The sequence below is a fragment of the Luteimonas sp. AC640a genome (assembly GCF_979256585.1).
The window spans coordinates 99,466-111,951 of sequence record NZ_CEEDOV010000018.1 but is presented as its reverse complement, the minus strand read 5'-3'; the positions used below and the strand labels follow the sequence as shown (position 1 = coordinate 111,951).

Sequence of the window (12,486 nt, the reverse complement as noted above, 5' to 3'; positions counted from 1 at the left end):
TCGGCTCGCAAAAGGATTTCGATTGGCGGCGTCGAGGGCGACCGATAGAGTGGCCGCCATGGAACAACCGGCTCTCCGACATGGGGACGGCACTGCCGTCCCGCAAGCACGCCCCTCGTTCGCTCGTCGCTGGCTGCGCCGGCTGATATGGCTGGGCGTCCTGCTCGCCGTGCTGCCGGTGCTGCAGGTCCTTGCATTGCGTTTCATCAATCCGCCGTTCTCGACGTTCATGGCGATTCGCCAGGCCGAGGCCTGGACCGGCGGTGAGCGCGATTTCAGTCTCTATTATCAATGGCGCGATCTCGATCGCATTGCGTCTTCGCTGCCGGTCTCGGTGATCGCGGCCGAGGACCAGAATTTCGCCAAGCATCGCGGCTTCGATCTGGACGCGATCGAAAAAGCGCGCGCACACAACGCGAGCGGCGGACGCATGCGTGGCGCCAGCACGATCAGCCAGCAGACCGCGAAGAACCTGTTCCTGTGGGGCGGACGCAGCTGGGTGCGCAAGGGCCTGGAGGCGTACTACACGCTGCTGATCGAAACGCTGTGGCCGAAGACACGGATTCTGGAGGTCTACGTCAACGTGGCCGAGTTCGGTGACGGCATCTACGGCGCGCAGGCGGCGGCGAAGCGTCACTTTGGCAAGGACGCGGCGCAACTGAGTGCCAGCGAAAGCGCGCGACTGGCGGCGGTGCTGCCGAGTCCGCAGCGCTACAGCGCCTCGCGGCCCGGCCCGTATGTACAGCGACGCGCGCAGTGGATCCAGCGCAACGCGCGCCAGATCGGCGGCGAGTCCTATCTGGAGGGGCTTAAGTGAGTGCGCACGATCGACTGACCATCGTCGTCGCCGCGTTCGACGAAGCGCATGCGTTGCCGGTCCTGCATCCGCGCATCGCCGCGGTCATGGAGACGCTTGCCGCGGATGGCATCGAAACGCGTGTGCTGTACGTCGACGACGGCAGTGGCGACGCGACCTGGCAGGTCCTGCAGGGCATCGCGGCGGGCGACGCACGCGTGGCGCTGCTGCGGCTGTCGCGCAATTTCGGCAAGGAAGTCGCGCTGACCGCGGGCCTCGACATGGTGACCGAAGGCGCGGCGATGATCCTCGATGCCGATGGCCAGGATCCGCCGGAACTGATTCCGCAGTTCGTCGCGCACTGGCGCAACGGCTACGACGACGTACACGGCACGCGGCTGAGCCGCGAGGGCGAGAGCTGGCTCAAGCGGTCGACCGCACACGTGTTCTATCGCGTCATCCAGCGGCTCGCGAAGACGCCGGTGCCGGCTGACACCGGCGATTACCGCCTGCTGTCGCCGCGCGCGCTTGATGGTCTACGACAGTTGCGGGAGCGGCACCGCTTCATGAAGGGGCTCTTCGGCTGGATCGGGTTCAACCGCATCGCCGTGCCGTACGCGCGCGAGCAGCGGATTGCCGGACACACCAAGTTCGGCTTCTGGCGCCTGTGGAATTTCGCGCTCGATGGGGTGACGAGTTTTTCCACCGCCCCCCTGCGGCTAGCGACCTACATCGGCGTGTTCACGGCCTGCGGCGCGTTCGCATTCGCGCTGTACGTGATCGGCAAGGCCTTGATGTACGGCGACCGCGTTGCCGGCTGGCCGACGATGATGGCGGTGATCCTGTTCCTGGGCGCGGTGCAACTGGTCGCGCTGGGCGTGATCGGCGAGTACCTGGGACGCCTGTACGAAGAATCGAAGCAGCGCCCGCTCTATCTGGTGAGCGCCTGGCACCCGGCGCCCGGACCGGGCGCGTTGCACCGGCTGTCCGACGTCTGATCGTCTACTTGGCGTAAGGCCCGCCGCAACCGCTGTCTTCGCCGCCGCCCAGTTCCAGCGTCGCGAGCAGTGCGGCCGGCGGCGCGATCGAACCGAGCGCGAGTGCGATGGCGCCGCGCAGGCCCAGACGCGCGAGATCGGGTCGGAAGCTCGGCGATGCGAACGTGCCGCCGATCGTCAAAGGCGTACGCAGCGCAAGAATGCTGCGGTCCTTGGGGCGCGGACGCAGCAGTAGATCCAGTTGTTCCTCGCGCAGATTGATGGTGCCTTCGCCGAGGATGATGGTGTCGGTGGTGTCGAACGCGAACGCGCGGCTTTCCATCACGCCGCGCTGCACGCCGAAGTCAGCGAAGGCGCAACGCACAGGAATCTGCTTGTCGTTGCCGATCAGATATTTCAGTGTCTCGTAGACATCGATACCGGCCAGCTCGACCAGCAGGTTGCTGACTCGTCCGGCGCCCATGCCGACTGCGACGTCGCCGTTCGCGCTGCCCAGCATCGCCGCGACCGAATTGCCGGTGCCGGCGAGATTGAAATCACCGCCGATCCGGCCGACGGCTTCGCCGGCGAGCGTATCGGGCGGGAACAGCCCGCCGAGGGTGATACGACGCACCGATGCCTGCAGTCGGGTATGGATGACATCCTGACGCGCGTCGAGACGGATGTTGGAACGGATGTTGCCGCCGGCCACGCCGAAGTTCAGCGGTTCGAGCTGCAGCAGACCGGCATCGAGCTTGAGATGCGCGTCCATGTCGTCGATCGGCAGCTTCGGCGCATTGATGCGCTGCGCGCGCAGACGCACGTCGGCGTCCATCGCCCGAAGTTTTGCGAGGTCGTACGGGGTATCGGGCAGGACGCGGCCCTTGGCAACGAGCGCGCGTTCGCGTTCGACGAGTTCGGGGTCGAGCGCGTCGCCTTCCACGTCCGGCGTGCCGCCAATGAAGCCGGCGAGATCGTCGAAGTCGAGGCGCTTGGAGACCAGATCGGCCTTCAGGAACGGACGTTCGCCGCCGAGCGTGATCGCGGCGGAACCGCCGAGATCGCTCTGGCCGACTTTGCCGGTGAAGCCGTCGTAGTGCCACGTGGCCGCGTCGCGGGTCAGGCGGCCGTCGAGCGCATAGGGCGGCGTGTCGGGCAGAGCGACGCCGACGAGCGGAAACAGATCGGCGAGGTTGCGTCCCGACAGTGCGAACTGCAGATCGAAGTCGCGCAGCTGGAACGGCGCGACCAGCGAACCGCGCACATGGGCGCGCGTGGCACCGGCGCGTGCACGCAGATCGATGCGATAGGGCTTGTCGGTGTCCTGTAACGCAAGAGGTGATTCGGCCACGCCTTCCAGCGTGAACCGGTTATTCGTCCAGCTGCCGCCGCCTTCGATTCCGATCGCCGGCGCGGCATCTTCACCGCCGCGCGATTCGCGGCTGGCCAGACGCACGTCGATATCAGTCTGGCCCGGCACATCGAGATAGCGCAGACGGCCGTCTTCGACCCACAGGCGACGGATCTGCGGCGGCGGGCCATCTCCACCGCCACCGAACGCGATGTCCCAGTTACCGGTACCGCCCTCGGGATTGGTCTCCAGGCGCAGGATCGGTTTCACCAGCCGGATTTCGGGCAGCCGCACTTCGCGCTTGAACAGCAGCGGGAAGACCTCGACCTTGATCACCAGCCGCTCGACCGAGGCCATCGTCTGTGACTCGGACCAGTCTGCATTCGCAAACCGCAAGGCGTCAGCGCGGACGGTGGTCGTGCGGCCCAGATCGACATCGAGATCGCCGCCGATCACCAGTGCGCGGCCCGTGCGGGCTTCGACGATGCGCTCCACCGGCCCCTTGAACCAGTTCCAGTCCCAGAGCAGCACTAGCAGCACGATCGCCACCAGAAGCACGAGCGCGGTGATGCGCAGCGGTCGCGACGATGCGAATCGCCGGAAGCGTGGACGGGGCGATGTGTGAGGTGTGGGCGTGGTCGTCATGGGGGGCCTTGTTCAGCCCCACCATCGACGCGCTGCGGTCAACTGCGAGTGAATGTTCCGTTGCGGTTCGGCATCACGACGCGTCCGCGGGTCCCGAGTTCGGCAGTGCGGTTTCGGTGCAGCGCACGGTACGGCCGTTGTCCTGCGACAGCTCGGCGCCGTCATCGGTGGTGACGAAACGCAGGCCGACTTCCGACCAGACCGGCGGCTGGCTGCCGCGGATCACGCCGAGATTGACGATGCGGCCATCGGTCATGCGCAGCCGGGCGAAGCGACCTTCACGGATGATCTCGACGACGGCGGCCGTCGGGCAGTCGTAGGCGGCCGTGACGGTTTCCGGCGCGGGCGCAGGCGTCGCGGGCGGCGGCGTGGGCGCGGCCACGGGTGCAGGCGGGGCAGGCGGTTCGGCGGAGCAGGCCGCCAACGTGACAAGGGCGAGAGCGGGCAACATCGGGACGGATCGCATGTGGACCTCCTGCGGGGACAACGACCGGTCGATTGTCGCGACGCGCGCGCCGGCGATCAACGCGCCGGCACGACCTGGGCCAGCACGGCCACGTAATGGCAGACGCTGCCGCCGATGCAGAACAGGTGCCAGATCGCATGCGCGTAGGGAATCGAATCGCGCATGTAGAAGAAGGTGCCGGCCGTGTAGAACACGCCGCCGGCGATGATCCAGCTCAGCGTCCAGGTATCGAGCGCAGCGGCGACCGGGCCGATCGCGATCACCACCAGCCAGCCCATCGCGACGTAGATCGCCGTCGACAGACCGCGGAAGCGGCCGGTGTAGAACAGCTTGAACACCACGCCCGCCAGCGCCAGCGTCCAGATGATGCCGAACAGCCACCAGCCCAGCGTGCCGCGCAGGCCGATCAGCGTAAAGGGCGTATAGGTGCCGGCGATCAGCAGATAGATCGCGCAGTGGTCGAACACTTTCAGACGGCCCTTGGCCACCGGATGTTCGACCGCGTGGTACAGCGTGGAGGCCAGATACAGCAGCAGCAGCGAGACGCCGAACACGATCGATGCGCCGAGCTGCCAGCCGTTGCCGTAGAGCGCGGCCAAGGTGATCAGGACCGCACCGCCGGCGAGCGCGGCAGTCGCGCCGAGACCGTGGGTCAGGGCGCTGGCAAACTCTTCACGCTTCGCGCGGAGCGAACGGGGCGGGGCGGTGGTCATCAACGTCCGGCTGGGGGATTGGACTGCCGCGAAGTATGACCGCGCGCCCGTGTCCTGTCAGAGATCGCGGCGTGGATCAGTCCACCGACACCGCATGCGCGTGCTCGCGTGTGGCGAGGAACTCGACACCTTCCGCGCGCTCCTGGGCCAGTTGCAGGTTCACCCGGGTCGGGGCCAGATACACCAGCTGATCGGCGGCGTCATAGGCCAGATTCATCGCGTGCTTGTCGCGGAACGCCTCGAGCGTCTTCGCGTCCTTGCAGCGGATCCAGCGGGCTGTATTGACCTGCACCGCTTCGAAGCTCGCGTCGACGCCGTATTCGTCCTTCAGCCGATACGCGACGACGTCGAACTGCAGCACGCCGACCGCGCCGAGGATCAGGTCGTTGCTCATCAGCGGCTTGAAGAACTGGGTGGCGCCTTCTTCCGAAAGCTGCGCCAGCCCCTTCTGCAATTGCTTGAGCTTCAGCGGATCGCGCAGGCGCGCGCGGCGGAAGAGCTCGGGCGCGAAGTTCGGAATGCCGGTGAAGGCGATGTTCTCGCCTTCGGTGAAGGTGTCACCGATCGAGATCGTGCCGTGGTTGTGGATGCCGATGACATCGCCGGGATACGCCTCGGCGGCGATCTCGCGGTCAGAGGCCATGAAGGTCAGCGCGTTGGCGAGCTTGAGCGGCTTGCCGGTGCGCGGGTGGAAGGCTTTCATGCCCGCCTCGAACCGGCCCGAACACACGCGCATGAACGCCACGCGGTCGCGGTGCATCGGGTCCATGTTCGCCTGGATCTTGAACACGAAGCCGGTGAGCTTGTCTTCCTGCGGCGCGACTTCGCGCGTCGTCGTTTCGCGCACCTGCGGCGGCGGCGCGTGGTCGACGAAGAAGTCCAGCAGCGGCTGTACGCCGAAGTTGTTGACGCCCGAGCCGAAGAACACCGGCGTCTGCTTGCCGGCGCGGTAGGCGTCGAGATCGAAGGGATGGCTGGCGCCCTGCACCAGTTCCAGTTCGTCGCGCAGATCGGCCAGCATCTTCTCGCCGATCTTGTCGCTCAGGCCCGGCGAATCGATCGACGGGAAGATCGTCGAATCCTGGCGGGTGAAGTTGCGGCCCGGCTCGTACAGATGCACTTCGCCGGTCACCAGATGCACCACGCCCTTGAGGCGCTGGCCCATGCCGATCGGCCAGGTGACCGGTGCGCACTGGATGCCGAGCACGGTTTCGACTTCATCGAGCAGGTCGATCGGGTCCTTGCCCTCGCGGTCGAGCTTGTTGATGAACGTCATGATCGGCGTGTCGCGCAGCCGGCAGACTTCCATCAGCTTGATCGTACGTTCCTCGACGCCCTTGGCGACGTCGATCACCATCAGCGCCGAGTCGACGGCGGTCAGCACGCGATAGGTGTCCTCGCCGAAGTCGGCGTGGCCGGGCGTGTCGAGCAGATTGACGACGCGGCCCTCGTAGGGGAACTGCATCACCGAACTGGTCACCGAGATGCCGCGCTCCTTCTCCAGCGCCATCCAGTCGGATGTCGCATGGCGTGCGGCCTTGCGACCTTTGACCGAGCCGGCCATCTGGATCGCACCGCCGAACAGCAGCAGTTTTTCGGTCAGCGTAGTCTTGCCGGCGTCGGGATGCGAAATGATCGCGAACGTGCGGCGGCGGGAACTTTCGGAGGCGATATCGGACATGCGGGCGGCCGCGCGGGTGCGCGCAGGCTGGAATCGGGAAGCCGCCGATTATACGACGCCGTGCGGCGGGCTCAGGGCCGGGCCGGGTCCGCCTCGGCATGCACCTGTCCGAAGCGCAGCGGGCCGTTCGGCCCGGCCATCCGGAACGGCAGTGATTCGAGCCGCATACCGCGGTTGGACTGGACGACGAAATGCAGATGCGGCGCGGCGCTCAGGCCGGTGTTGCCTGAGAAACCGATGATCGTGCCGCGCAATACGCGCGCGCCGGGCACGACGACCACGCCGCCCTGCTGCAGATGCGCGTAGAGCGCCATCGTGCCGTCGTCGTGGAGGACGCGGATGAAGTTGCCGCGGACGCGGTCATCGGCGGGATCGAACGCGACGCGCGGATCGAGACGTGCGGTTGCCGCGGACTCGACCTGCATCACGACACCGTCGCGCGCGGCCAGGACCGGCGTGCCGGCTGGCACCGCGAAATCGACCGCGTGCCGGTTTTCGTCGTCGGCGTGACTGAAGCCGCCGCCGAAGCCCTGGGCGATCCTCACGGGCGCGTCGCGCAGCGGGTAGAGGTATTCGACATGGCGCGCACGTACGTTCGGCAGACCGGGGATGGCCACGAGCCGCAGACGCGTGCCTGCGGCGCTCTCCTGCAATTGCGCCACCACGAGGCGGCTGCCACCCGGCACGGTGACGCGTGCCGGAAGGGGCGGCGTGGAGATTGGCGGAGGACCGTCGGCCAGCAGCATTACTTCCACCGGCCCAGCCAGATGGTTGATCGCGATCGCCTCGGTGCCGCCGAAGCGCGGGCGCAGTTCGAGTTCGACGCTGGGGCCCCGGGGCGATCCGGTGTCGGCCTCGTACGAAGGCGCGGGCGGAGGCATCGTCATCCGGGGCCAGCTGCCGCTGGATGGGGTTTGCGCGAACGCGAAACCGGCTGCGCATAGCGCAAGCAGCGCGAGTGCCGTGTGCGGTCGACGCCTGCGCATCTGCGGGTTCAGCGGCTGCAGTCGGGATCAAGCTGCAGCGCGGTCGCGACCGCGCGCAGATCGAACGCGACCACCGAGGCGTCATCGTCGACAGCGAACAGCGCGCCGGCCGGGAAACGCGCGGTAGGCGAGGGATGCAACGCGACGCCGTCGGTCGCGGCGACGTGGGCGCCGATGAAGCTGCCGGCCGGCGTCAGGTGCGTGCGGTCGAACACGCGGAACACGGTGCGCGGACGCAACTGGTCGGCGACGATCCAGTAACCGCCGTCGACACTGCACGACCACAGCGCGATGCCTTCTGGTTCGCCGTCGAACGTGCCGGCCGGTAATGCACGACCGGCGTACGCACCTTCGAGCGTGTAGACCCGCACCGTCGCGTTGTGGCGCAGATCCTCGTCGGCGATCAGCAGCTGATCGTGGGCGGCGTCACCGGCGATCGATTCGACGATACGCAGCGCTGTCTGCGCATCCGTGGCGCCGAAGCTGCCGAGCGCGGTGACGTGTGGCGAGCCGCCGTCGTGCGACTCGAACCGGTAGCGACGCACGCGCTGGTCGAGGCTGGCGAAATCCGGCACCTGTTTGTGGTCGTCGCCGTCCATGAAGCTGTCGGTGACGTAGACCTCCAACGTGCCCGGCGCGGCTTCGTGGATCCACAGGCCATAGGGGCTGCGGAGCTCGTCGGCGCCGAACGTCGCCAGCGGTGCAAAGTCGGGAAGCGACAGCACCTGCACGCGATGGTTGTCGCGCTCGGCAACGAACACCAGATCGCCGTGCACGGCGACGCCATTGGGCCGGTCGAACTGGCCGGGCATGGCCCCGCGGTCGCCGACGGTGCGCAGCATCGCGCCGGTGTCGGCATCGAATACGCGCAATTGATGGGTGCGCTTGGCTGTGGCGATCAGCCAGGTGCCGGCCTCGGGTGTTGGCCACGTGGCCAGCGAATCCAGCTCGTCATCGGCGTGTGCGGACGAGCGCCAGGCTTCGACGATCACGGGTCGATCGATCGTCGCCATGGCGTCGGTGGATACGAGGGGCCGCGTGGGGACAGTGGTGCAGCCGGCCAGCATGGCGGCCGCGATCAGAAAGACGATGCGCATCGACGGATTATGCCGAGGCCCGAGCCACACGCGTCAGCGGTTGCACTTGAAATAGTCCATCGCTATATCCGGATGAAGCGATTGACATCCAGAAACGACGCTGGCAACCTGCACGCTCCATCGAGACCGGCGGAGGGGCAGGCCCTTTGATGCCGGGGCAACCTGATGGGATCCGCGCTTCGCGCGGCGTCCATCGCGGTGCCAAGTCCTGCGGGGACCTGTGTGTCCACCGGAAGATGGTGATGCCGTATCGGCGTTCGCGCCGATGTTGTATTCCGCCGACAGGCGACTTCCGGTGATTCCCGCGAGACGCGATGGCCCAGTCCATCCGGAATCCCGTGCCATGAGTCTCGTCGACACCGCCTACCGCCCCGAACCCACGCCCGACGCGGCGTACGTGCACGTGCTCGCTGCCGATGCGCCGATCGCGCACGACGTCACGCGCGGCAGCCTCGACGTGCAGCTCGCCACCCGGCATGCCGGCATGCGCCCCGTCACGCTGCGGTATCAGCTGCAGGGCCCGGCATCGGCGCCAGTGGTGTTCGTCGCCGGTGGGATCTCCGCGCACCGGCATCTGGCTGCGAACGCCGCGCATGCCGAAGCCGGCTGGCTGGAAGGTCTGGTCGCACCGGGCCGCACGCTCGATTCGACGCAGCTGCGCCTGCTGGCCTTCGATTTCGTCGGCGCCGACGGTGCGCTCGATGCGCCGATCGACACCACCGACCAGGCCGACGCGATCGCCGCGCTGCTCGACGCGCTGGGCATCGCCCGCCTGCACGCCTTCGTCGGCTATTCCTACGGCGCACTGGTCGGCCTGCAGTTCGCGGCGCGTCATGCGGACCGCGTGCAGCGGCTGGTCGCGGTCAGCGGTGCGCATCGCGCGCATCCCTATGCCGCTGCATGGCGCGCGCTGCAGCGGCAGGCGGTCGCGCTGGGCCAGTTGCAATGCGCCGATGCGCAGGGCCTGTCGCTGGCGCGCCAGTTCGCAATGCTCAGCTATCGCACGCCGGAAGAATTCGCTGAGCGTTTCGATGCCGCGCCCGAGATCGTCAACGGCCGCGTGCGCGTCGCTGCTGAGGACTATCTCGACGCCGCCGGTGCGCGCTACGTCTCGCACACGCCGGTCACCGCGTGGCTGCGCCTGTCGGAATCCATCGATCTGCACCGCGTCGATCCGCGCGACATCCGCGTGCCGACGACCGTCGTCGCCGTCGAAGGCGACCGCCTCGTCCCGCTGGCCGATGCGGTGACGCTGCTCGAAGGGCTGGGACCGAACGGCCAGCTGCGCGTGCTGCGCTCGCCGTATGGCCACGACGCCTTCCTCAAAGAAACCGACCGCATCGATGCACTGCTCGCGACCGCGCTGCGTGCCCCCACTTCCGGAGACCCCGCATGAGCATCCACGCCCCGACCGACGCCGCCTGTCAGCCCGCGACCCGCGCCGTGCGCGCCGGCATCGACCGCGATCCGGCCTACGGCGCGGTGACGCCGCCGATCGTGCTGTCCAGCAACTTCAGCTTCGCCGGCTTCGGTGAGAAGCGGCAGTACGACTACACCCGCAGCGGCAATCCCACGCGGGATCTGCTCGGCGAGGCGCTGGCCGAACTCGAAGGCGGCGCGGGCGGTGTGATCACGCCGACCGGCATGGCCGCGATCACCCTGGTGCTCAATGCGCTGCTCGAGCCCGGCGATCGTCTGGTGGTGCCGCACGATGCCTATGGCGGCAGCTGGCGTTTGTTCGATGCGCTGGCTCGCAAGGGTCACTTCGAGCTCGTCACCGCCGATCTCACCGATCCGCGCAGCCTCGCCGACGCTCTGGCGAAGCAGCCCAAGCTGGTGCTGGTGGAGACCCCGTCCAATCCGCTGCTGCGCATCACCGACCTGCGCTTCGTCATCGAGGCCGCGCATCGGGCCGGCGCGCTGGCAGTGGTCGACAACACCTTCCTGTCGCCGGCGCTGCAGCGCCCGATCGAATTCGGCGCCGATGTCGTGCTGCATTCGACCACCAAGTACATCAACGGCCACAGCGATGTCGTCGGCGGCGCGGTGATTGCGCGCGACGCCGAACTGCATGCGCAGCTCGCGTGGTGGGCGAATGCGCTGGGTATCACCGGCTCGCCGTTCGACAGCTTCCTGACCCTGCGCGGCCTGCGCACGCTGGATGCGCGCCTGCGCGTGCATCAGGAAAACACGGCCGGCGTGGTCGCGCTGCTCGACGCCCATCCGGCGGTCGCACGCGTCCACTATCCGGGGCTGGTCGATCATCCGGGCCATGCGATTGCCGCGCGCCAGCAGTCGGGCTTCGGCGCGATGCTGTCGTTTGAACTCGCCGGCGCGCCGGGTGTGGCGCAGGAAGATGTGGTGCGCGCATTCGTCGCCGGCCTCCAGCAGTTCACCCTGGCGGAATCGCTGGGCGGTGTGGAAAGCCTGATCGCGCATCCGGCGACGATGACGCACGCGGCGATGACGCCGGCGGCGCGCGCTGCGGCCGGCATTTCCGACGGTCTGCTGCGCCTGTCGGTCGGCATCGAAGCGCTGGACGATCTGCTGATCGACATCGAGGCCGGCCTCGCCCGCGTCGTGAGCGTGCTGGACGCGGCCACGCGCCCGTCCCGCGCAGGCGTCGAAGCATGAGTACCGTCGTGCAGTTGCGGCAGGGGCGCCGCGCGCAACCGCGTCCTGCGCGTCTTGCCTTGCTGGGCACCGGCACGGTCGGCTCGGCGTTCGTCGAACGCTATGCGCGACTCGCCGCGCAGGGCGTGGCGCTGCCGGAAGTAGCGTGGCTGTGCAATTCGCGCACCCAGGTCGGCGGTGGCGACGATCTGCACGCCGCGCTCGCGCAGGCCCGCGCCGCGGCGCGTCGGCGCGCCGGATTCCCGCCGTGGGCGGAAGGCGAAAGCCCGAAGCCGGGCGACATCATCGTCGACGCGACCGCGAGCGAAACGGTCGCCGACTGGCATCCCGAATGGCTGACCCGTGGCGTGCACGTGGTCACCGCAAACAAGCTGGGCACCGGCGGCGATCTCGGCCGCGCATTGTCGATCGGCGATGCGCGCGCGATCGGCGGCCGCTATGGCGACAGTGCGACGGTCGGCGCGGGCCTGCCGCTGTTGCGCAGCCTGCGCGCGCTGATCGACGGCGGCGATCGCATCCACGCGATCGAGGGCGTGCTGTCGGGCTCGCTGGCCTGGCTGTTCTCGCATCACGACGGCAGCCAGCCGTTCTCCGCGCTGGTGCGCCAGGCGAGTGCGGCGGGTTATACCGAGCCGGATCCGCGCGTCGATCTGTCGGGCGAGGATGTGCGCCGCAAGTTGCTGATCCTCGCGCGCGCCGCCGGCATCGCATTGCCCGCGCACGAAGTCGTTGTCGAATCGCTGGTGCCCGACGTGCTCGCGCGCGCCGCGGATGCGGACGTCGATCAGGCGCTGGCCGCACTCGACGACACGCTCGAAGCACGTCGTGCGGAGGCCGCCGCAAAGGGTGAGCGTCTGTGTTTCGTCGGGCGTTTCGACGCCGACGGCGCACGCGTGGGACTGCGCGCGTTGCCGGTCGACCATCCGCTGTGCGCGGGCAACGGCACCGACAACCGCGTCGCGATCCACAGCGATCGCTACAGTGCGCAGCCGCTGGTGATCCAGGGGCCGGGTGCGGGCGCTGACGTCACCGCGGCGGCATTGCTCGACGACGTGCTGGCGATCGTCCACGCGCAGGTGGGCTGAGCGCGGACCCTGGAGCGTGGTGTCTGCCGCGGCGCGCGTCCGCGCCCGAGGCTGT

Annotated in this window: 11 protein-coding genes and 1 riboswitch; of the genes, 5 read left to right on the top strand and 6 right to left on the bottom strand. The window is 68.2% G+C overall.

From position 1 onward, the window contains the following. Nucleotides 1-58 precede the first annotated feature (58 nt). Together mtgA and ACZ9YD_RS14020 are read left to right on the top strand one after the other, a co-directional pair. The gene (gene mtgA / locus ACZ9YD_RS14025) at nt 59-817 is read left to right on the top strand and encodes a monofunctional biosynthetic peptidoglycan transglycosylase (protein WP_465075880.1); all 759 of its coding nucleotides are present in this window, start codon (nt 59-61) and stop codon (nt 815-817) included. After that, nucleotides 814-1,794: a glycosyltransferase family 2 protein gene (locus tag ACZ9YD_RS14020; protein WP_465075879.1), complete on the top strand. Its 981-nt coding sequence runs from the start codon at nt 814-816 to the stop codon at nt 1,792-1,794. The genes mtgA and ACZ9YD_RS14020 overlap by 4 nt, the downstream gene beginning before the upstream one ends. Before the next feature lie 4 nt (nt 1,795-1,798). On the opposite strand, the gene ACZ9YD_RS14015 is transcribed toward ACZ9YD_RS14020, so the two are convergent. The 6 genes from ACZ9YD_RS14015 to ACZ9YD_RS13990 all read right to left on the bottom strand — a co-directional run bounded on the left by ACZ9YD_RS14015 (nt 1,799) and on the right by ACZ9YD_RS13990 (nt 8,712). After that, on the bottom strand, nt 1,799-3,769 hold the full coding sequence (locus tag ACZ9YD_RS14015; protein WP_465075878.1) for an AsmA family protein: 1,971 nt from the start codon (nt 3,767-3,769) through the stop codon (nt 1,799-1,801). A gap of 73 nt (nt 3,770-3,842) precedes the next feature. Then, nucleotides 3,843-4,235, bottom strand: a complete 393-nt coding sequence (locus ACZ9YD_RS14010) for a hypothetical protein (protein WP_465075876.1) — start codon at nt 4,233-4,235, stop codon at nt 3,843-3,845. Nucleotides 4,236-4,291: 56 nt separating this feature from the next. Beyond that, a complete protein-coding gene (gene trhA, locus ACZ9YD_RS14005; RefSeq protein WP_232137108.1) occupies nt 4,292-4,948 on the bottom strand; it encodes a PAQR family membrane homeostasis protein TrhA in 657 nt (218 codons plus the stop codon). 76 nt (nt 4,949-5,024) lie between these two features. After that, nucleotides 5,025-6,629 carry a peptide chain release factor 3 gene (locus tag ACZ9YD_RS14000; protein ID WP_465075875.1) on the bottom strand — a complete coding sequence of 535 codons (1,605 nt, stop codon included), beginning with the start codon at nt 6,627-6,629 and terminating at the stop codon, nt 5,025-5,027. A 71-nt stretch (nt 6,630-6,700) separates the two neighbouring features. Then, the gene (locus ACZ9YD_RS13995) at nt 6,701-7,510 is read right to left on the bottom strand and encodes a M23 family metallopeptidase (protein WP_465075874.1); all 810 of its coding nucleotides are present in this window, start codon (nt 7,508-7,510) and stop codon (nt 6,701-6,703) included. A 113-nt stretch (nt 7,511-7,623) separates the two neighbouring features. Continuing rightward, a complete protein-coding gene (locus ACZ9YD_RS13990; protein ID WP_465075873.1) occupies nt 7,624-8,712 on the bottom strand; it encodes an NHL repeat-containing protein in 1,089 nt (362 codons plus the stop codon). 114 nt (nt 8,713-8,826) lie between these two features. Beyond that, nucleotides 8,827-8,955: riboswitch (SAM riboswitch) on the top strand. A gap of 100 nt (nt 8,956-9,055) precedes the next feature. Between ACZ9YD_RS13990 and metX the strand changes: the two genes are divergently transcribed. Genes metX through ACZ9YD_RS13975 form a run of 3 tightly spaced genes read left to right on the top strand, consistent with a single transcriptional unit; the run spans nt 9,056 to nt 12,431 of the window. Next, complete coding sequence (gene metX, locus ACZ9YD_RS13985; protein WP_465075872.1) at nt 9,056-10,108, top strand: homoserine O-succinyltransferase MetX; 1,053 nt, start codon at nt 9,056-9,058, stop codon at nt 10,106-10,108. Continuing rightward, the gene (locus tag ACZ9YD_RS13980; protein WP_465075871.1) at nt 10,105-11,346 is read left to right on the top strand and encodes an O-succinylhomoserine (thiol)-lyase; all 1,242 of its coding nucleotides are present in this window, start codon (nt 10,105-10,107) and stop codon (nt 11,344-11,346) included. Before metX ends, ACZ9YD_RS13980 begins: the two co-directional genes overlap by 4 nt. Continuing rightward, a complete protein-coding gene (locus tag ACZ9YD_RS13975; protein ID WP_465075870.1) occupies nt 11,343-12,431 on the top strand; it encodes a Rossmann-fold NAD(P)-binding domain-containing protein in 1,089 nt (362 codons plus the stop codon). The genes ACZ9YD_RS13980 and ACZ9YD_RS13975 overlap by 4 nt, the downstream gene beginning before the upstream one ends. Nucleotides 12,432-12,486 lie beyond the last annotated feature (55 nt).